Genomic DNA, 19077 nt, shown 5'->3' with positions numbered 1-19077 from the left:
GCGGGCTCGGGCTGTACGACACCGCGTTCGATGCGTCGCTGCTGACGTACTTCCGGCGCCGTCTGCGTCACTCGGCAGATCCGACGCGGATCTTCAGCAGCCTTCTAGGTGGGGAAGAGTGAAGTCCCCCTCAACCGAGCTGGTTCCCTGGGAAGGTCAGCGGGGACCTGCGGACCGTTCACATGATCAACAAAGATCCGATGGAGCCTCGATGCGGCAAGGCCGTTCCCGTCAAGGACGGCCGTAAGGGGGTGTTCCCCTGGGCAGACGTGGTGACGTGCATGCCCTGCATCGAAGCCAACTGAGCCACCGCACGGCCTAGCCGGAGCGGACGGCCCCGCCCACGCGCACTCCCGTAGCGCAGGGCGGGGCCTTCCCTTGCCTGCGCCCGCCGACCAACAGAGGGCACCATGGACGAAGGAGCACCGGGACGCCCTGGCCCAGGCTGAGGCTCACTGCTGAAGGGGCCGACCCGTCGTCGGCGTTCTCCTGGTCCGTCAGCATCGAGCGGCCAGTCCGGCGAAACGCCCCTGCCCGGTATGCGTCGGCGGGATGCGGAACCTATCCGCTGGTGAACAACAAGGACTGCGCCCCTGGCTTCAACCAGGGGCCCTATATGTGCCCCAAGTCACACAGGTGCGTCTAGCGGTTGAAGACGACCGTCACCGGAGCATGATCCGACCAGCGTTCTTCGTATGTAGCGGGCCGCTCCACGTACGCCTTCACGGCACGGGCAGCGAGACCCGGCGTTGTGCAAACTAGGTCGATCCGCCAGCCCGCGTCGTTGTCGAACGCCCTTCCCCGGTACGACCACCACGAGTACGGGCCGTCGACCTCGGGGTGCAGCGCGCGCACCACGTCCACGTAACCCGCCTCCTCGAAGACACGCGACAGCCACGCGCGCTCCTCCGGCAAAAATCCGGACTTCTTCCGGTTGGCCTTCCAGTTCTTCAGGTCGGCCTCCTGGTGGGCGATGTTCCAGTCGCCGCACACCAGCGCCTCGCGCCCGTCGGCCGCCGCCCGCTCGCGCAGCTCCTTGAGATACGGAAGGAATTCCGCCATGAAGCGCTCCTTCTCGTCCTGCCGCTCGGTGCCGACCTCACCGGAGGGCAGATACAGGCTGCCGACCGTCACGCCCGGCAGATCGACCTCCACATAGCGGCCGCTGTCGTCGAATTCGGAGGAGCCGAAGCCGACTCGTACGGCCTCCAGCTCGCGCCGCGCGTACACCGACACCCCCGCCCGGCCCTTGGCCGCCGCCGGGGCGTGCACCACGTGCCAGCCGTCCGGCTCGCGCACGGCCTCGGGCAGTTCGCGCGGCTCGGCGCGCACCTCCTGGAGGCACACCACATCGGCCGCGGTACCGTCCAGCCAGGGCACGAAGCCCTTCTTGGCGGCGGCACGCAGCCCGTTCACATTTACGGTCGTCACGGAGAGCACTACGGCACGATACGACATGGAAATTCCGATGCCGCCCCCGTCGCATAGAAGTACGATCCTGCGCATGAATATCCGAGCAGTTCGCTTTGACCACCCCGACGCGGTGCGGCTCAACGACGAGGTGCAGGCGGAGTACGCCGAGCGATACGACGAAGAGGGGGACATGACCCCCCTGGACGCGACCCAGTTCGACCCGCCCCACGGCCTCTACCTCATCGCGTACGACCCGGACGGCCGCCCGGTGGCGACCGGCGGCTGGCGCAGCCAGGACCGGAACGACGAGGGGTACGAGGACGGGGACGCCGAGCTGAAGCGGATGTTCGTCATACGGGAGGCGCGCGGACGCGGCCTGGCCCGCCTGATCCTCGCGGCGCTGGAGGACAGCGCCCGGGCGGCGGGGCGAACCCGTATGGTGCTGGAGACCGGCGTCAAGCAGCCCGAGGCGATCGCGCTGTACACCTCGTCGGGCTATGCGCCGGTGAAGAAGTTCGGGCTGTACCGCTTCGACGAGCTGAGCCGCTGCTTCGGCAAGCCGCTGGCGCTCCCGGACGACGCCGCCGTTCACCAGAAGAACCAGCCGGGCGTCGCGACGTAGATCGTCGCCGCCTCCTCACACCCCCCGTCGCCGTCCGGGCCCTCCTGGGCGGCGATCGCGGCCGCTTCGCGCTCCCCGTGGGCGTCGATCCCGTCCGCCGTCACGATCAGGGCGGCGATCACGGCGAGGAAGGCCCAGGGGACCGCGCGGTGGCCCGGCGCCTTCTCCTGCGTCACCCAGGCACCCACCACGGCCGTCACCGCGGCCGCCAGCACCAGACACAGGGCCGCGGTGGTGAGGTCGCCGAGGTGGGGCGGCTCGTCGCACAGGGCGTAGGCGCGCCCGCCGAGCAGCCGCTCGCAGAAGGCCGCGCCGCTCAGCGTCAGGCCGAACGCGGCGATGTGATGCGGCTGTACGGCGGCCCGTACGGCGGAACCCGCCCCGTTTCCGGAGCGGGTTCCCTCCTGTGTCGGCCGCTTCATCCCTTGGCTGCGAACTTCTTGCTCATCGCGTCGAACACGCCCTTCGCGTCGGCCCCCAGATGCGGACCGGCGAGCCAGGTGTGCTCGTTCGAACTGATCGAGCTGTTGGACACCAGAACCGTCTTGCCCCCGCGGTTGACGAACCAGCCGCCGCCGGAGGTGCCGCCGGTCATCGAGCAGCCGATGCGGTACATGGTCGGCGTGGTCGGCGCGAACGACAACCTGCCCGGCCTGCTGGTGCAGTTGAACATCTTCGCGCCGTCGTACGGCGGTGCGGCCGGGTAGCCGTACGCCCCGATCGAGCTGACCTTGTTCGCCGACGGCGCCCCGAACCACACCGGCACGGCGGCCCCGACCGTCTCCTGAAGCGACTTGCCGCCGCTGTTCTCCGGCTTCACGTGCAGCACCGCGAAGTCGTACGCGGAGCCCACGTTGCCGGTCTTGCCGCCCGTGTCGATCCACTGGGACGAGGTCTGCGACCAGTCCGCCCACCACACGCCGTACGGGGTGACCTCACGCTGGGCCGCGGTCTCCGCCTCGGCGGCGGGCAGCCCGTCGTCGTTGTACGACGGCACGAACACGATGTTGCGCATCCAGCCGCCCTTCTTGCCGGAGTGCACACAGTGGCCGGCGGTCCACACCAGGTTCGACTTCCCCGGATGCGCCGGGTCCTCGACGACGGTGCCCGAGCAGACCATCGGCCCCTCGGGGCTGTCGAAGAACACCTTCCCGACCGGCGCCATGTTCTGGTGGTACGGCCGCGAGACCTGCTTGGCCGGTACGGCGGGCGGCTCCGGGTCGGTCGCGGCCTGGCTCTCGCCCGCGCTCTGCGTGGAGAGCGTGTTGGGCGAGTCCTTCGCCTTGGACATCCGGGACGGCTGCCAGAAGTTCTTGATGACGGGATTGGCGAAATCGGACGCATCGCGTGCCCATTTGTCCCAGTTCTTCCACCCGCCCTCCTTCCACTTCTTCAGGTCGTCCAGACTCGTCGGAACGCCCTCCGGCAGCTTGAGCCCGTTGTCGCCCTGCTGGCCGGCCGCGGTCGGCGACGTCGACTCGGAACTGGCCTTGTCCTCACTCGACCCGCAGGCCGAGGCGGTGACCACGAGCAGCGCGGTCACCGCGGCGGCCGCCGCGGTGGAACGGCGTATGAGTGGCATGGCGCCTTATCCCCCTGTGGTGCTGTTGTTGTGCGGTGTGGAATGCATGCGGCGGCGCTTTCGCGCCATGTCCCATGCAGGACGCACCCACTATGCCCGTGCCCCTCGCCGGGGCCACCACCGGTCTCACGGCCCGCACACAACAAGAACGGTGTCAGCACGATTCCCTGACATCGGACGCTCCGTCAGGGCAACGCCACGGACGCCGCGTCACGCCGTCTTGCGCCCGTCCTCCGCGAGGAGATTCGCCGCGAAGCCGAAGAAGGCCACCCCGCTCACCTGCTCCATCCGACGCCGGAACGCCGGCCGCCGGATCCGCTCGCTCAGCGCGGACGCGGCACCGGAGACCACCCAGTACCAGAGCGCCAGCTCGACGATGTCGATCGCGGTGAACACCAGGGTCGCGGTGAACACCGAGGCGCCGTCCGGGGTGAACTGGGGAATCAGGCTCATGTAGAAGACCCCCGCCTTGGGGTTGAGCAGATTGGTGCCCACCCCCGCACGGAACGCCGCCCACCGCCCGCGCGGCGCCGAGCCGCCCACCGGTCCCGGACCGGCCGCCTCAGCCTCCGCCGCCCGCCGCGACCGCCACAGCGCCGACGCCCCCAGCCACACCAGATACGCCGCCCCCGCGACCCGCAGCGTGTCGTACGCCACACGCGAAGCCGTGAGCAGCGCGGTGAGCCCGACCGCCGTCGCGAACCCCCACACCAGACAGCCGGTGAGTATCCCGAGCGAGGCGGCCAGCCCGGCGTTCCGCCCATGGGACACCGACGTGCGCAGCACGAGCAGGGTGTCCAGCCCCGGAGTGACATTGATGAGCGCGGCAACGCCCGCGAAGGCAAGAGCTGAGGTGAGCATGCCCGCAGGCTAATCCAGCACAAGCGAAACCCCCGCCGGGTTTCCCTGGCGGGGGCTTTGAGCTGCGGTGGACCTGAGGGGATTTGAACCCCTGACCCCCTCGATGCGAACGAGGTGCGCTACCAGTCTGCGCCACAGGCCCTTGCAACGAGTGAAACTCTAGCATCCCCTGCGGGGTGCTTGGAAATCCGTTCCCCGCTGGTCAATGGAGTGCGCGTCACTCGTTGGCGGCGCGGGGCCGGTCCTCGTCCGCGTACTGGTCGAAGAGGGGGGTGCGGCCGCGCTCCCGGGGGGCGCGGGACGGGGCCGTGGGGCCCTGTCCGGCGTCGGGCTCGGCGGGCGGCGCCGGGTCGTGGGCCGGGGCGGGGTCGACGGTGCTGGAGCGGGCGGAGCTCCAGGCGTCGGGGGCGGCCAGGTCGACGTTGCCGGTCGCGCGGGGGGCGACGGGCGCCGTGACGTACGTCGGCAGCGGGACCGGCACCGGCTCCCAGCCGTCCCCGGCGGCCGGGCCGCGCTCGCGCTCGCGCTCCTGGTCCACCCACTCCGCGTGGTCGGTCTGTTCGACCAGGGCGCGGCGCCCGGCCGCGTGCGGGGAGGCGGACGGGGCGGCGGACTCGGCCTCGGCGGGGGCGGACGGGTCGGCGGGGCCGTCGGCAGCCGCGGGGCCGTCGGCGGGCGGATGGCTGCGCGGGCGGCGCTCCCGCAGCCGCTGCGCGGCCTGCTCGGCGCGGCGCTGGTCCATGGTGAAGGCGAAGCGGCGGCGCTCCTGGGCGCGCAGATACGCGATGTACGCGCTGAGCAGTATGGCCGGAAGGGCCGGGGCCCATAGGAAGGCGAGACCGCCGACCGCCGCGACGATCGCACCGAGGGTGAAGGTGACGAAGAGGATCACGGTGGTGCGGCGACGGCGCGCAAGCACCCGCGCGCGGCGCCCGCGCTCCAGCGCGCTGAGACCGGTCGAGGCGGCCGGAGCGGCCGGGGCCGCGGCCCCGTCGCCCGCCGGCGGCCCGTCCGGATCACCGGGGGCGGGCGCGAGCAAGGTCACGGGCTCGGCGAAGGCCCGGACGTCGACCGCGTCGGTGACGGCTTCCGGGTCGGCGGAGAAGCGCTCCGGGTCGCCGGAGCGGCCCCCGGCGTCGGGGGCGTCCGCGTCCTGGGCGGTGGGTACCGCCTGGCCATCCGGGGTCCCCGGGCGCTCTCGGTCCTCAAGCCCCTTGGCGTAACGGCGCTCCATGCCCGCCCGTCCGGACAGCAGCCGGATGGCGGTGCTGAAGCGTTCCGTCGGACGGGCCTCATTGAGCTCGTCCTGCCTACGGAGCCACATCGGCACCAAATAGGCGGCCCAGGCCCCGACGATGACTGCGTAGATGAGGCCACTGCTGCTCACGCTCACACGGTAGAGGGGTCCGCATGAGGCCATCTGCCAATTGGCGCGGTGTGTCGCACGATCTGGCTGATATCTCGAAAGTTTTTTGTGATTGTTGGGATGACCAGGATGGGAATGCGTCGAATGTAATCGAACAGAGTTTTTATTTCTGTGATGCCCCTGGTCGGGTCCGGTGCCACCGGGAGAGCAGCCCCTCCGACAGCTCCTCCACGGTGAGCGCGAAGACCAGATGGTCGCGCCATGCGCCGTCGATGTGCAGATAGCGCGGCCGCAGCCCCTCTTCGCGGAATCCGAGTTTCTCCACCACCCGGCGGCTCGGCAGGTTCTCCGGACGGATGCACACCTCGATGCGGTGCAGCCCGACGGTGCGGAAGCAGTGGTCGGCGGCGAGCGCGACCGCGGTCGGCATGACGCCGCGGCCGGCCACCGCCTGATCGACCCAGTAGCCGATATGGCCCGAACACATCGATCCCCAGGTGATCCCGGCGACCGTCAACTGCCCGGCCAGCCGCCCCTGGTACTCGATGACGAACGGCAGCATCCGCCCGCCGTGCGCCTCGGCGCGCAGATGGCGCACCATCTGCCGGTAGGTGGGCCGCTGGGTGACCGGGCCGCCGGGCGCGGGCGGCGGAATGGTCGCCTCCCAGGGCCGCAGCCACTCCCGGTTGCGCTGGTTGACCTCGCGCCAGGCGCGCTGGTCGCGCAGCTTTATGGGACGCAGGACCGTGGCTCCGTCCGCCAGCACGACCGGCCAGGGCGCGTTCAGCTCGCGCTCCCGGCGGGACCGGCGGCGTCGGCTGCACCGGCCGCATCGGCGGGGCCGGTGGGTCGGGGGTGGTCGCCGCCGTGGATCTGGTCGACCGCGTGCGTCAGGAGCCGCCCGAGCACCGCGAGGCCGTCACGGACGCCTCCGGTCGAGCCGGGCAGGTTGACGATCAGGGTCGTCCCGGCGACCCCGGCCAGGCCCCGGGAAAGAGCCGCGGTGGGCACCTTCGCGAGCCCTTCGGCGCGGATGGCCTCCGCGATGCCGGGGATCTCGTAGTCCAGGACCCGGCGGGTGGCCTCGGGGGTGCGGTCCATCGGGGTGAGGCCGGTGCCGCCGGTGGACACGACGACGTCGTACGAGGCGGCCACCGCCTCCCGCAGCGCGGACTCCACCGGGTCGCCGTCGCGGACCACGCGCGGGCCGTCGACGGCGAAGCCGAGCGCGGTCAGCCCCTCGGCGATCAGCGGGCCGCCCTTGTCCGGGTAGACCCCGGCGGCGGCGCGGTTGGAGGCCGTGACGACCAGGGCGCGGTACCGCGGCGCGTCCTCGGGGGCGTCAGGGCCGGTAGGGGCGGCGGGGGCGGTCATTCCCGACTCCAGTCGCCGGACTTCCCGCCGGTCTTCTCCTCCACCCGCACGTCGGTGATGACCGCGCCCTTGTCGACGGCCTTGACCATGTCGATCACCGTCAGGGCGGCGACCGAGACCGCCGTCAGGGCCTCCATCTCGACGCCCGTACGGTCGGTGGTCTTCACCGTGGCGGTGATCTCGACCGCGTCGTCGGCGACCGACAGGTCGACCTTCACGCCCGACACGGCGAGCGGATGGCACAGCGGGATCAGGTCCGGGGTGCGCTTGGCGCCCATGATGCCCGCGATCCGGGCGGTCGCGAGGGCGTCGCCCTTGGGGACGCCCTCGCCCCGGAGCAGTTCGACGACGCGTGGCGCGACCAGCACACGGGCGCTCGCGCGGGCGGTGCGCGCGGTGACGTCCTTGGCCGAGACGTCGACCATGCGCGCCGCGCCCGCCGAGTCGAGATGGGTGAGGTGGTCCTGGGCGCTGCTCATCGTTCTCCCGGTCCGGGCCAGGTGGCTCTGTGCGACGACACCGTACCCGCCGTAGGCCCCGGCTAGGCGAGAAGGACGACGTCCACCTCGGCCCCGGGGGCGACCTCGGCCACGTCCTCGGGGATCACGATCAGCGCGTTGGCCCGGGCGAGGGCCTTGATCAGATGCGATCCGGCGCCGCCCACCGGGGCGACCGTGCCCGGCTCGCCCGGCGCCGCCGACTCGTACCAGCCTCGCAGGAACTGGCGACGGCCCTCCGGTGAGGACGCGATCCCGTCCGGACAGACCGCCCGCACGGTGGTGCGGTGGACCAGGCCCGCGCCCAGCATGGTGCGGATCACCGGCCGGACGAACAGCTCGAAAGAGACATACGAACTGACCGGATTGCCGGGGAGGGCGAGCAGCGGGGTCCGGTCGGAGCCGACCCGCCCGAAGCCCTGGGGCTTGCCGGGCTGCATGGCCAGCGTCCGGAACTCGACCTCGTGCATCGCCTCCTTGACCACGTCGTACGCGCCGACGCTGACTCCGCCGCTGGTGACGACGATGTCGGCGCGGCTCAGCTGGTCCTCGACGGTGGCGCGCAGCGTCTCGGCGTCGTCGGCGACCGAGCCCACCCGGTAGGCGATCGCCCCGGCCTCCTGGGCAGCGGCGGTGAGCTGGTAGCTGTTGGAGTCGTAGATGCGGCCGGGCCCGGTCTCCTCACCGGGCTGGACCAGCTCGCTGCCGGTGGACAACACCACGACGCGGGGCCGCGGCCGGACCCTGACCGTGGACCGGCCGATGGCGGCCAGCAGCCCGATCTGCGCCGCCCCGAGGACCGTGCCGGCGCTCAGCGCCAGCTCCCCCGCCCCCGCGTCGCTGCCCCGGGTGCGCACATGCTGCCCGTCCCGGACCGGCCGGAAGACCCGCACCAGGCCGCTGCCGCCGTGCGGATCCGAACTGCGGGCGGGCATGCCGCTGACCGGCCCGTTGTCCAAACCGCCGTCGGTCCACTCGACCGGGACGACGGCCTGGCCGCCGGGCGGCAGCGGGGCGCCGGTCATGATCCGGGCGGCCTCGCCGGGGCCGACGGCGGGCAGCTCGCCGCTGCCCGCCGCGATGTCCCCGACGACCGTCAGCACCGCGGGATGCTCCCCCGTCGCCGCCCCGACATCGGCCGTGCGGACGGCATAGCCGTCCATCGCGCTGTTGTCGAAGGGCGGGAGGGCGGCGGGCACGGTGACGTCCTCGACCAGGACGCAGCCCTGGGCGTCCAGCAGCTGCAACTCGATGGGATCCAGCGGGTGGATGTGCCCGAGGATGTCGTCGAGGTGCTCGGCCACCGACCAGACCCGGTGACGCTCCCGGCCCTCGCCCGTGCCCTGATCGGCGGCCCGTGCCGCGGTGCTGCTCAAAGTGCTACATCTCCTCGGTGACGTAACTGCGAAGCCATTCCCGGAACTCCGGGCCCAGGTCTTCACGTTCGCACGCGAGTCTGACAATGGCACGCAGATAGTCGCCGCGGTCGCCTGTGTCGTACCGTCGTCCCTTGAAGACGACGCCGTGCACCGGGCCTCCGAGGTCCGGATCCGCGGCGAGCGCCTGGAGCGCGTCGGTCAGCTGGATCTCCCCGCCGCGGCCGGGCTCGGTGCGGCGCAGCACGTCGAAGACGGCCGGATCCAGCACATAGCGGCCGATGACCGCGTAGGAGCTGGGCGCGTCGGCCCGGTCGGGCTTCTCGACCAGTCCGGTGACCTGGACGACGCCCTCGTCCAGGGTGGGCTTCACGGCGGCGCAGCCATAGAGGTGGATCTGTGCGGGATCCACCTCCATCAGGGCGATGACACTGCCGCCGTGCTGCTCCTGCACCTCGACCATCCGGGCCAGAAGCGGGTCACGGGCATCGATGAGGTCGTCGCCGAGGAGGACGGCAAAGGGCTGGTCACCTACGTGCGGGGCGGCGCACAGCACGGCGTGGCCGAGGCCCCGGGGATCGCCCTGCCGGACGTAGTGCATGGTCGCCAGGTCGCTGGACTCCTGGACGCGGGCGAGGCGGGTCTCGTCGCCCTTGCGGGTCAGAGCCTCTTCGAGCTCGTAGTTGCGGTCGAAGTGGTCTTCCAGGGGCCGCTTGTTGCGACCGGTGATCATAAGGACGTCGGACAGGCCGGCGGTGACGGCTTCCTCGACGACGTACTGGATCGCCGGCTTGTCGACGACCGGCAGCATCTCCTTCGGGGTGGCCTTGGTGGCCGGGAGGAAGCGGGTTCCGAGGCCCGCAGCAGGGATGACAGCCTTGCTGATCCGAGTACGCGATTGAGTCATGTCCCGAACCTTATCCGGTGCCTTTCAGGCGATTGATGAGGATACGGTGAATATGACATGAGACAGGAAGTATGTGCACTCAGTGAGCATCACCGACGCTAGTAAGCCCGCGTTGCGGAGACGTCTCCTGGCGGTGAGGTCCGGGTTGACGGCGGATGACATCGAGGAAGCCGGAGCTTCACTGGCGTGTCGCGCACTGGAGCTGCCGGAGCTGGCCCGGGCGGACACCGTGGCGGCCTATGTCTCGGTGGGGCGCGAACCCGGCACACGCGCGCTGCGGGACGCGCTGCGCGCGCGGGGTGTACGGGTGCTGCTCCCCGTTCTGCTGCCGGACAACGATCTCGACTGGGGCGCGGACGAGGGCCCGGACGGGCTGGTGCGCGCCGGTCGGGGACTGCTGGAGCCCGGCGGGCCGCGGCTGGGCCCGGACGCGGTCACCCGGGCGGACGCGGTCCTGCTGCCGGGGCTCGCGGTGGACCGGCGCGGTATGCGCCTGGGGCGCGGCGGCGGTTCGTACGACCGGGTGCTGGCCCGGCTGGCGCGGGCCGGGGCCGATCCCGCGCTGGTGGTGCTGCTGTACGACGGCGAGCTGCTGGACGCGGTCCCGGCGGAACCCCACGACCGGCCCGTGCACGCGGCGGTGACGCCCTCGGGGGCGCACCGCTTCGTCTGACGCCCGCCCGATAACGCGGCGGCCCCGCCGGAGGCGCCCGAAGGCGCCTTTGGCGGGGCCGGAAGGTGCGCGGGCTCCCGCCCCCGGGCCGGGGGCGGGAAGGGCCCGCAGAGGGCCGTCCGAGACCGCGGGTGGTGGCTCAGCGGGGGCCTCAGGGGGTGAGGGCCAGCTGATCGTCGGTGGACTTGTCCACCGCGGTCTTGCTGAACGCCCAGGGCAGCAGCTCACCCTTCGCCCACTTCTCGGTCTGGTCCGTGTAGTGCGCGTTGTAGGCGTGGCCGGAGGCGCCGGTGAGGTTGATCCACCGCGACTTGTCGAAGTTGTCGAGGTTGACGACCATCCGCATCGACGGCACCCAGGTGACGTCGTAGCCGCCCGCCGCGTTCCAGCCGGTCGCGTTGACCGCCGCCTCGCCGCCCGCGAGGTCCCACGGGCCGCGGTTCAGCATCCACTGGACGACACCCGGGCCCTCGGTGCCCAGCGTCTGGTTCTTCAGCGTCAGCCGGTGCAGCCGCCCCCAGCTCCAGGTGTTGATGTTCTTGCCCAGCTTGGCGGTCAGCTCGGAGCGCGCGTCCTTCATGGCCTCGGCGAGCAGCTCGTCACGGTTGGCCGCGCCCGGCTGGTTGCGGGTCCCGGCGGTCTTCCACCAGTCGTTGCCCGGTTCCTTGATGATCTTCCGTACGACCTCGTACCAGCGGTCGCCGCCGTCCGGCTGGGCCTGGTCGGCATCGCGCGTCCCGCATTCGCGCACCAGCCGGGTGTTGCCGTCCAGGTCCTCGAGCGGACCGGAGTCCTCGGCCGGCCGCACCCGCAGGCACTGCCCCTTGACCCGCAGCTCCTTGGGCATCTTCTCGCCGAAGGCGAGCATCAGGGTGTTGCGCCAGACGGCGTTGAAGTACGCGGCGGCCGCCGAGTCGGCGTCCTGGGTGTAGTCCCAGCCCTCCAGGAGCTTCTGGGCATCGCGGACGAACGGGTCCTTGACGTTGATCTTCAGCAAGTACGGCGTCAACACCTTGGCGATCTCACTGCTGTTGTCCGTCTGGAGCGACTGCATGTCGTCCGTGGAGATCTTCCCGCCGTCCTTGATCTTGGATTCGATCAGGTCGGTGATGCGCTGGCTGCGCGCGCCGTATCCCCAGTCGTCGGTCAGCAGGTACGGGTACTTCTTCTCGTCTATGACGGCCTGGTTGGCGGTGACGATGTAGCCGCGGTCGGGGTTGTACTCCCAGGGCAGCGCCGACTGCGGAATGAACTTCGACCACCGGTAGCGCGAGTCCCAGCCGGGCGCCGGGTAGCGGCCGTCACCCTCGTTGCGCACCGGGATCCGGCCCGGCGCCTGGTAGCCGATGTTGCCCTTGGTGTCGGCGTAGATGAGGTTCTGGGCGGGAACCGCGAAGTCGCGGGCCGCCTTGCGGAAGTCGTCGAAGTTCCGGGCGCGGTTCAGCCCGAAGACCGCGTCCATGCTGTTGGACGGGGACAGCGCGGTCCACTTCAGGGCGACCGCGTAGCCGTCGCCGCGGTCGGGCGCCACATCGTCGGCCCCGCTGCCGACCGGTGCGCTCTTGCCGACGTTCGTCAGCTCCTCGTCCCGGTCCGAGACGATCGGCCCGTTGTTGGTGCTGCGCACCGTGATCGTGCGGCTCTTGCCGCCCGCGACCTTGATGGTCTCCTCACGGCTGCGGAACGGGACCTGTTTGCCGTCGTAGAGGTAGTGCGACGCGGTGACCTTCTCCAGGTACAGATCGCTGACGTCGGCGCCCAGATTGGTCATTCCCCAGCTGATGTCCTGGTTGTGGCCTATGACCACGCCGGGCATCCCGGAGAAGGTGTAGCCCGCCGTGTCGAACGGGCACTTGCTGGTGACCTGGTTGCAGTGCAGGCCCATCTGGTACCAGACGGACGGCAGCTGGGGCGCCAGATGCGGGTCGTTGGCGAGCAGCGGCTTGCCGGTGGTCGTGTGCCGACCGGAGACGACCCACGAGTTGGAGCCGATACCGCTTCCGTTGGGGCCCAGCAGCGCCGGAACCTTCTCCAGGGTCTTCGACATGGAGGTGAGCTGGCTCTGGAGGCCCTGGGCGGCCCCGTTGGCCCCGTTCACGGTGCCGGCCGCACCCGCGCTGCCCGTGCCGCCCGTCGACGTCGCCTTGGGATCGAACTCGTCGGTGGTCTCGTCGAGCGCACCGCCCTGGACGATCGGCTTGTTCCGGCTGTACGGATACGACGGGTACAGCTCTTCTATCTGCTTGGCGCTCAGCCGACTCGATGCCAGGGCGCGGTCCACCTCTTCCTGCATGTTGCCACGCAGGTCCCAGGCCATGGCCTTGAGCCAGGCGACCGAGTCGACCGGGGTCCACTTCTCGGGCTTGTAGCCGTCGTTCTCGAAGCCCAGCGCCGCGTATTCGACCGACAGCGCCTTGCCCTCATGGTCCTTGAGGTAGGCGTTGACCCCGTCCGAATAGGCTCGCAGGTACTTCTTGGTCTCCGGCGACAGCTTGGTGTCGTATTCCTTCTGCGCCACCCGGCGCCAGCCCATGGTGCGCAGGAACGCATCGGTCTCCACCTGGCCGGAACCGAACATCTCCGAGAGCCGACCGGCCGTCATATGACGGCGGACGTCCATCTCCCAGAAGCGGTCCTGAGCCTGGACGAAGCCCTGGGCGCGGAACAGGTCCTCGGGTGAGTCGCCGTAGATCTGGGGTATGCCATGACCGTCGCGCTTGACCTGGACGGGATCGGAAAGTCCCTTGAGCTGCAGCGACCCCGTGGTCTCCGGGAAAGAGGCCCGCACGGTACTGATACTCCAGTACGTGCCGAAGCCGGTACCCCCCAAGAGCAGCAGCACGACTGCGATCACGATCAGGCGGAGACGTCGGCTCTTCTTCTTGGGAGAAGAGCCGGTTTTGTTGGCGGGCATCGCTGTCCTTCGAGGGGCAGGGTGATCCTGGAGTGCTGGAGCAACCATAGGCGCAGCGCTGTCGCCGCCCCTACGCGGAGTCATGACTGACGCCGTCCACCGGCCACCGGACCGGTCTGCCGCGCCTCCGCGGGCGGCCCGCGTGGAAGGCCCGCGTCAAGAACCCGTAAAATGTTAGGTAAGGCAATGAAGTTCCGGTCGGCCGGGAACCGTTCACATCGTCCCCGAAGGTCCCGCCGCTCACGTGAGAAAGGTTCGGCCCCTGACTGTCCACCACCTCAATGAACTGCTGCTGGTCTGCTCTCTCGTCCTGCTCGTCGCGGTGGCGGCCGTAAGGCTCTCGTCCCGCAGCGGGCTGCCCACCCTGCTCCTCTACCTCGGGATGGGCGTCGCCCTGGGCACGGACGGGCTCGGCGTCACCTTCGACAACGCCGAACTGACGCAGGTCATCGGCTACGCCGCGCTGGTGGTGATCCTGGCCGAGGGCGGTCTGGGCACCAAGTGGCGAGAAATAAAACCCGCGCTGCCGACGGCCGCCGCGCTGTCGACCGCGGGCGTCGCGGTGAGCGTGGGGGTCACCGCGGCGGCGGCGCACTATGGGGTGGGGCTGGACTGGCGGCAGGCGCTGATCATCGGCGCGGTGGTGTCGTCCACGGACGCGGCTGCGGTCTTCTCCGTGCTGCGCAAGGTGCCGCTGCCCAAGCGGCTCACCGGCATCCTGGAGGCCGAATCGGGCTTCAACGACGCCCCGGTGGTGATCCTGGTGGTCGCCTTCTCCAGCCAGGGCCCCATCGACGCCTGGTACCTCATGATCGGCGAGATCGTGCTGGAGCTGGCGATCGGCGCCGCCATCGGTCTCGCGATCGGCTGGCTCGGCTCGTACGGGCTGCGCCGGGTAGCCCTGCCCGCCTCAGGCCTGTACCCGATCGCGGTGATGGCCATCGCGGTCGTCGCCTACGCGGGCGGCGCGCTGGCACACGGCTCCGGCTTCCTCGCCGTCTACCTCGCCTCGCTCGTCATGGGCAACGCGAAGCTGCCGCACTGGCCGGCCACCCGCGGCTTCGCCGAGGGGCTCGGCTGGCTCGCCCAGATCGGCATGTTCGTCCTGCTCGGCCTGCTGGTGACGCCGCACGAGCTGACCGACGACATCTGGCCCGCCGTCGTGGTCGGCTTGGTGCTGACCGTCGTCGCCCGGCCCGTGTCGGTGCTGGTGAGCACGATGCCGTTCCGGGTGGCATGGCGGGAGAAGGCCTTGCTGTCCTGGGCCGGGCTGCGCGGCGCGGTGCCCATTGTGCTCGCGACCATCCCCATGGTCGGCGAGGTGCCCGACAGCCGCCGGATCTTCAACATCGTCTTCGTCCTGGTGATCGTCTACACCCTGATCCAGGGGCCGACGCTGCCCTGGTTCGCCACCCGGCTGCGCCTGGAGGAGACGGAGGGCACCGCGGACCTGGGCATCGAGTCGGCGCCGCTGGAGCGGCTGCGCGGCCATCTGCTGTCGGTGTCGATCCCCAAGGACTCCCGGATGCACGGGGTGGAGGTCGCCGAGCTGCGGCTGCCGCCGGGGGCCGCGGTCACCCTCGTCGTCCGCGACGGTTCCAGCTTCGTGCCCCTGCCCTCGACCGTGCTGCGGCGCGGCGACGAACTCCTGGTGGTGGCCACCGACCCGGTGCGGGACGCGGCCGAACAGCGGCTGCGGGCGGTCGGCCGGGGCGGCAAGCTGGCGGGCTGGCTGGGCACCGGCGGCGGCTGATGGCGTGGCATAGGTCACCGTGTGCCGTACCGCAGTGGACTGGCGGGCCGGAATACTGCACTATGGAGCGTCGTTAGCACTCAACGAGTGAGAGTGCCAGGAGGAAGCACGTGCCGACCTACCAGTACCAGTGCACCGAGTGCGGCGAGGGCCTCGAGGCGGTGCAAAAGTTCACCGACGACGCGCTCACCGAATGCCCCCAGTGCCAGGGACGCCTGAAGAAGGTGTTCTCCGCGGTCGGCATCGTCTTCAAGGGCTCCGGCTTCTACCGGAACGACAGCCGCTCCTCGTCCAGCAGCTCGAGCGGCGGCTCAGCGAAGTCCGCGTCGAAGAGCGACACCGGCTCGTCGTCGGACAAGGGCTCGTCGTCTTCGTCCTCCTCCTCGGACACCTCCTCGGGGTCGCCCTCGTCTTCGACGTCCTCGTCGTCCCCCTCGACGACGTCTTCTTCGTCGAGCACCTCGTCGAGCAGCACCAGCTCGGCCGCCTGACCTCGCACGCACCGCGCACCCCCGCCACCCCCTCCCGGGAAGCCGCGGGGGTGCCGTGCGTCCGGGCACTGCCGGGCTCGGCTGGCTAGGGTGATCACATGGCTGAGACGAGCAGCACACCAGCAGACATAGGGGTCATCGGAGGGTCGGGGTTCTACGCCTTCCTCGACGATGTGACCGAGATCACCGTGGAGACTCCCTATGGCGCGCCGAGCGATTCGGTCTTCCTCGGCGACATCGCGGGACGGCGGGTCGCCTTCCTGCCCCGGCACGGCCGCAAGCACCATCTGCCGCCGCACCGGATCAACTACCGCGCCAACCTGTGGGCCCTGCGCTCGGTCGGGGTGCGGCAGGTGTTCGGACCGTGCGCGGTGGGCGGACTGCGGCCGGAGTACGGCCCGGGGACGCTGCTGGTGCCGGACCAGCTGGTGGACCGCACCAAGGGACGTACGCAGACCTATTTCGACGGTGAGCCGCTCCCGGACGGGCGGGTGCCGAACGTGGTGCACACGACCTTCGCCGACCCGTACTGCCCGGTGGGGCGGCAGGCCGCGGTGACGGCGGCACGCGGACGCGGCTGGGAGCCGGTGGACGGCGGGACGATGTGCGTGGTCGAAGGGCCCCGCTTCTCCACCCGGGCGGAATCGCGCTGGCATGCCGCGCAGGGCTGGTCGGTGGTCGGGATGACCGGGCATCCGGAAGCGGTGCTCGCCCGTGAACTGGAGCTGTGCTACACGTCGTTGACGCTGGTCACCGACCTGGACGCGGGGGTGGAGACGGGTGAGGGCGTCTCGCACGCCGAGGTGCTGAAGGTGTTCGGCGAGAACGTCGGGCGGCTGCGCGAGGTGCTCTTCGACGCGGTGAGCGGCCTTCCGGGCAACGCCGACCGGGACTGTCTGTGTGCGCACGGGCACGACGGCTGGGAGCTGGGGATCGAGCTGCCGTAGCGGGCGGGCTGGTGGGGGTTGATGGGGGCGCGCTGGGACGCCTGCGCACGCGTGTGGGGGACCGAGTTGTCCACAAGGCGGCGGCCGTCCACAGGCCCCGGCGGGATCGGGCGAGGCCGGGCATGGTGAAGGGGCCAGAAAGCTCCCGGCTCCTCACGGCAGGCGGTGTTGTGCCATGTCCCGTCCCTTTCCCGCGTCCCCGTCCCCCGCGTCCCCGTTCCCCGCGTCCCCGTCCCCCGCGTCTGCTCCGACGACCCGCGCCACTCCCCCGGCCCGCGCGGTGCCGCGCTTCGGTCCGGTGCGGGTGGCGCGCGACGGCCGCTACCGGCTGCGGCGGTCCGTGCGGCGACGGCGGCGCTCGATGGCGGCCGGGCTGGCGCTGACGGCCGCCGCGCTCGCGGCCGCGGCACCGTCCGGTCAGGGATCCTCGCGCCCGGACCCCTCCCCCGCCACCGCGGCCGGCGGCCGGTACGAGCCGCCGCGCCCCGCCGTGGTGTCCGCGCCGGTCCGGATCGCCGACGCGGCGGCGGTGCGGCTGCTGCACCCCGGCGACCGGGTGGACGTGCTGGCCACGCCCGCGCCCGACACCGTCCGGCAGCGCGGGTCCGATGCCCCGGCGCGGGTGGTCGCCCGCGGGGTCCGGGTGGCCTCCGTGCCCGGTCTCCGGGACGGCGGTCCGGCGGACGGCGGGGCGCTGGTGGTGCTCACGGTGCCGCGCATGGCCGCCGCCGCCCTGGCCGGGGCCGAGGCCACCTCACGTCTGGCGGTGGCACTGTGCCGCTCCTGACACCCGTGCCTCACCTCTTGAGCCTGCTCGGCGCCGGTGTAGGTTGCGGAACCGTCCGCTCCAGCACCGTCGCGGCGAGAGAAAGGCAGTGGGTTGAGCGCAGAGAAGAGCACCGAGACGCAGGAGAAGGAGAGCGTCTGGGAGGGCTTCAAAGCCTTCCTGATGCGCGGCAATGTGATCGACCTCGCGGTCGCGGTCGTCATCGGAGCCGCCTTCACTTCCGTCGTGAACTCGGTGGTGAAGGGCCTGATCAATCCCATAGTGGGCGCCTTCGGAACGAAGGACCTGGAGAAGTACCGCTCCTGCTTCAAGGCGCCCTGCGAGACGAACGCGGCGGGCGAGGTGGTGAAGGGCATCCCGATCATGTGGGGCAGCATGCTCTCGGCCGTGCTGACCTTCCTCATCACCGCGGCGGTCGTGTACTTCCTGATGGTGCTGCCGATGTCGCGCTATCTGGCGCGCAAGGCCGCCAGGGAACAGCAGGCCGAGGAGGAGCAGGCGGAGACGGAGGCCGAGGAGATCACGCTGCTCCGCGAGATCCGGGACGAGCTGGTGGCCCGGCGCGAAGGCGGCCCCAGCACCTAGCCGAGCGCCTGATCGGCATCGTGCGCCGTCAGGGCTTCCGGCATGAGGCCTCTCGCCGTCAGAGGTGGTGGGGCGGCTTCTCGTCCAGGAACCGGGCCAGATCCGCGGCGCTGTCGGCGCCGTGCCCGCCGGGAGCCCGCTCACCCCACCCGCGGTCCGTATCGTCCGCGGACGGCTGCGCCAGAGGATCGTCGAAGATCAGCGCAGCGGCGGGATCGCGCGGTCCAGGGGCGGGGGCGGTGCTCATGGCTCAAGAGTACGACCGCGGCAGCGGTTCGGTGTACCGGCCGAGCTCGTCGTGCCACCACAGGTCCCGGCCGGGCTTCCAGGACACCGGGCGGGAGAGGCGGTGCACGACCAGCACGTTCCGGACGCCGGGGCAGCCGGTGAGCGCCCGGTCGACAAGCTGCTTGAGGGGCTGCTGCTCCCCACAGCGCTGTTCCCCGTCCGCGGTGATGACGATCTTGGCGTCCATCTCCCTGATGCGGTCGCGCAGTTCATGCGGGCGCAGCCCCACCGGCAGGCTGCCGCGTACGACGTCGAGGCGGCCACAGGCGAGCGTGGCGATCACTGACTCGGGCACCAGCGGCAGGTGGACTGCCACCCGGTCGCCGGCCCGGACTCCGAGCCGGGTGAGGGCGGCGGCCGCCCTGGCGGCCTGGTCGAGCAGCTCGGCGTGGGTCAGCTCCTCGGTGCAGTCGGGCTCGCTGATCCACCGGAGGGCCACCCGGGAGGTCTGCCGCGTGGCGGCGGCCAGTGTCGGGAGCTCCTCCGTCCGGGAGGTATGGGGCACGGCGGTCTTCCTTGAGGCGGGGACGAACGGCATACCGCACAGCCTGCTGTCAGGTCATCAACGTCTGATGAACGCCCGCTATATGAGGCGGCGATGGTCCGGCGCGCGCCGTCCGGAGGTGCTCGCAAGGGCCCTT

The 19077-nt window shown here is 71.0% G+C and carries 20 protein-coding genes and 1 tRNA gene; 7 read left to right on the top strand and 14 right to left on the bottom strand.

Annotation, left to right across the window (positions count from 1 at the left end; genetic code table 11):
- Positions 1-642 precede the first annotated feature (642 nt).
- Positions 643-1440, bottom strand: a complete 798-nt coding sequence (locus LCH29_RS38040; protein ID WP_446466245.1) for an exodeoxyribonuclease III — start codon at positions 1438-1440, stop codon at positions 643-645.
- 64 nt (positions 1441-1504) lie between these two features.
- Between LCH29_RS38040 and LCH29_RS38035 the strand changes: the two genes are divergently transcribed.
- Positions 1505-2035 (top strand): GNAT family N-acetyltransferase, encoded by a 531-nt coding sequence (locus tag LCH29_RS38035; RefSeq protein ID WP_446466244.1) that lies wholly within the window; start codon positions 1505-1507, stop codon positions 2033-2035.
- Here the strand turns inward: LCH29_RS38035 and LCH29_RS38030 are convergent.
- From LCH29_RS38030 to galU, 10 genes are all read right to left on the bottom strand, one after another.
- Positions 2002-2457: a hypothetical protein gene (locus LCH29_RS38030; RefSeq protein WP_446466243.1), complete on the bottom strand. Its 456-nt coding sequence runs from the start codon at positions 2455-2457 to the stop codon at positions 2002-2004. The genes LCH29_RS38035 and LCH29_RS38030 overlap by 34 nt on opposite strands.
- Entirely contained in the window at positions 2454-3617 is a 1164-nt protein-coding gene (locus tag LCH29_RS38025; RefSeq protein ID WP_446466242.1) for a trypsin-like serine peptidase, read from the bottom strand. The genes LCH29_RS38030 and LCH29_RS38025 overlap by 4 nt, the downstream gene beginning before the upstream one ends.
- A 210-nt stretch (positions 3618-3827) precedes the next feature.
- Positions 3828-4478, bottom strand: a complete 651-nt coding sequence (locus tag LCH29_RS38020) for a LysE family translocator (protein ID WP_446466241.1) — start codon at positions 4476-4478, stop codon at positions 3828-3830.
- Between the two features lie 68 nt (positions 4479-4546).
- A tRNA-Ala gene (locus LCH29_RS38015) sits at positions 4547-4620 on the bottom strand.
- Between the two features lie 75 nt (positions 4621-4695).
- Positions 4696-5865 (bottom strand): divisome protein SepX/GlpR, encoded by a 1170-nt coding sequence (sepX, locus tag LCH29_RS38010; protein ID WP_446466240.1) that lies wholly within the window; start codon positions 5863-5865, stop codon positions 4696-4698.
- A 142-nt stretch (positions 5866-6007) separates the two neighbouring features.
- Entirely contained in the window at positions 6008-6631 is a 624-nt protein-coding gene (locus LCH29_RS38005) for a GNAT family N-acetyltransferase (RefSeq protein WP_446466248.1), read from the bottom strand.
- Entirely contained in the window at positions 6628-7218 is a 591-nt protein-coding gene (locus tag LCH29_RS38000) for a MogA/MoaB family molybdenum cofactor biosynthesis protein (RefSeq protein ID WP_446466239.1), read from the bottom strand. Before LCH29_RS38000 ends, LCH29_RS38005 begins: the two co-directional genes overlap by 4 nt.
- Entirely contained in the window at positions 7215-7697 is a 483-nt protein-coding gene (moaC, locus tag LCH29_RS37995) for a cyclic pyranopterin monophosphate synthase MoaC (RefSeq protein WP_446466238.1), read from the bottom strand. Before moaC ends, LCH29_RS38000 begins: the two co-directional genes overlap by 4 nt.
- Before the next feature lie 62 nt (positions 7698-7759).
- Positions 7760-9091 carry a molybdotransferase-like divisome protein Glp gene (glp, locus tag LCH29_RS37990; RefSeq protein WP_446466237.1) on the bottom strand — a complete coding sequence of 444 codons (1332 nt, stop codon included), beginning with the start codon at positions 9089-9091 and terminating at the stop codon, positions 7760-7762.
- A 4-nt stretch (positions 9092-9095) separates the two neighbouring features.
- Positions 9096-9998: a UTP--glucose-1-phosphate uridylyltransferase GalU gene (gene galU / locus LCH29_RS37985; RefSeq protein WP_009715568.1), complete on the bottom strand. Its 903-nt coding sequence runs from the start codon at positions 9996-9998 to the stop codon at positions 9096-9098.
- Between the two features lie 73 nt (positions 9999-10071).
- On the opposite strand from galU, the gene LCH29_RS37980 reads away from it, so the two are divergent.
- Complete coding sequence (locus LCH29_RS37980; RefSeq protein WP_446466236.1) at positions 10072-10671, top strand: 5-formyltetrahydrofolate cyclo-ligase; 600 nt, start codon at positions 10072-10074, stop codon at positions 10669-10671.
- Positions 10672-10822: 151 nt separating this feature from the next.
- Here the strand turns inward: LCH29_RS37980 and LCH29_RS37975 are convergent, their stop codons facing one another.
- Positions 10823-13585: a penicillin acylase family protein gene (locus LCH29_RS37975; RefSeq protein WP_446466235.1), complete on the bottom strand. Its 2763-nt coding sequence runs from the start codon at positions 13583-13585 to the stop codon at positions 10823-10825.
- A 244-nt stretch (positions 13586-13829) separates the two neighbouring features.
- Here LCH29_RS37975 and LCH29_RS37970 point away from each other — a divergent pair, with 244 nt between their 5' ends.
- The 5 genes from LCH29_RS37970 (at position 13830) to mscL (ending at position 18148) form a co-directional block, all read left to right on the top strand.
- Positions 13830-15338: a potassium/proton antiporter gene (locus tag LCH29_RS37970; RefSeq protein ID WP_446466234.1), complete on the top strand. Its 1509-nt coding sequence runs from the start codon at positions 13830-13832 to the stop codon at positions 15336-15338.
- Between the two features lie 110 nt (positions 15339-15448).
- Positions 15449-15829: an FmdB family zinc ribbon protein gene (locus tag LCH29_RS37965; RefSeq protein ID WP_446466233.1), complete on the top strand. Its 381-nt coding sequence runs from the start codon at positions 15449-15451 to the stop codon at positions 15827-15829.
- Positions 15830-15927: 98 nt separating this feature from the next.
- Positions 15928-16776 carry an S-methyl-5'-thioadenosine phosphorylase gene (locus tag LCH29_RS37960; RefSeq protein WP_446466232.1) on the top strand — a complete coding sequence of 283 codons (849 nt, stop codon included), beginning with the start codon at positions 15928-15930 and terminating at the stop codon, positions 16774-16776.
- Between the two features lie 175 nt (positions 16777-16951).
- Entirely contained in the window at positions 16952-17563 is a 612-nt protein-coding gene (locus tag LCH29_RS37955) for an RcpC/CpaB family pilus assembly protein (protein ID WP_446466231.1), read from the top strand.
- A gap of 93 nt (positions 17564-17656) precedes the next feature.
- Positions 17657-18148 carry a large conductance mechanosensitive channel protein MscL gene (mscL, locus tag LCH29_RS37950; RefSeq protein WP_446466230.1) on the top strand — a complete coding sequence of 164 codons (492 nt, stop codon included), beginning with the start codon at positions 17657-17659 and terminating at the stop codon, positions 18146-18148.
- Between the two features lie 58 nt (positions 18149-18206).
- On the opposite strand, the gene LCH29_RS37945 is transcribed toward mscL, so the two are convergent.
- On the bottom strand, positions 18207-18395 hold the full coding sequence (locus LCH29_RS37945) for a hypothetical protein (protein ID WP_446466229.1): 189 nt from the start codon (positions 18393-18395) through the stop codon (positions 18207-18209).
- A 3-nt stretch (positions 18396-18398) separates the two neighbouring features.
- A complete protein-coding gene (locus LCH29_RS37940) occupies positions 18399-18941 on the bottom strand; it encodes an AMP-binding protein (protein WP_245606316.1) in 543 nt (180 codons plus the stop codon).
- Positions 18942-19077 lie beyond the last annotated feature (136 nt).

Source organism: Streptomyces sp. BRA346 (assembly GCF_052851135.1).
Note: the sequence above shows the minus strand (reverse complement) of the source record. Positions and strands in the feature narration are given on the sequence as shown.

What these genes read in the sequence shown, in the direction of transcription:
- LCH29_RS38035 (WP_446466244.1), top strand. Translation starts at nt 1,505, where the DNA reads ATGAATATCCGAGCAGTTCGCTTTGACCACCCCGACGCGGTGCGGCTC.
- LCH29_RS38030 (WP_446466243.1), bottom strand. Translation starts at nt 2,457, where the DNA reads ATGAAGCGGCCGACACAGGAGGGAACCCGCTCCGGAAACGGGGCGGGT.
- LCH29_RS38025 (WP_446466242.1), bottom strand. Translation starts at nt 3,617, where the DNA reads ATGCCACTCATACGCCGTTCCACCGCGGCGGCCGCCGCGGTGACCGCG.
- LCH29_RS38020 (WP_446466241.1), bottom strand. Translation starts at nt 4,478, where the DNA reads ATGCTCACCTCAGCTCTTGCCTTCGCGGGCGTTGCCGCGCTCATCAAT.
- LCH29_RS38000 (WP_446466239.1), bottom strand. Translation starts at nt 7,218, where the DNA reads ATGACCGCCCCCGCCGCCCCTACCGGCCCTGACGCCCCCGAGGACGCG.
- moaC (WP_446466238.1), bottom strand. Translation starts at nt 7,697, where the DNA reads ATGAGCAGCGCCCAGGACCACCTCACCCATCTCGACTCGGCGGGCGCG.
- galU (WP_009715568.1), bottom strand. Translation starts at nt 9,998, where the DNA reads ATGACTCAATCGCGTACTCGGATCAGCAAGGCTGTCATCCCTGCTGCG.
- LCH29_RS37975 (WP_446466235.1), bottom strand. Translation starts at nt 13,585, where the DNA reads ATGCCCGCCAACAAAACCGGCTCTTCTCCCAAGAAGAAGAGCCGACGT.
- LCH29_RS37960 (WP_446466232.1), top strand. Translation starts at nt 15,928, where the DNA reads ATGGCTGAGACGAGCAGCACACCAGCAGACATAGGGGTCATCGGAGGG.
- LCH29_RS37955 (WP_446466231.1), top strand. Translation starts at nt 16,952, where the DNA reads ATGTCCCGTCCCTTTCCCGCGTCCCCGTCCCCCGCGTCCCCGTTCCCC.
- LCH29_RS37945 (WP_446466229.1), bottom strand. Translation starts at nt 18,395, where the DNA reads ATGAGCACCGCCCCCGCCCCTGGACCGCGCGATCCCGCCGCTGCGCTG.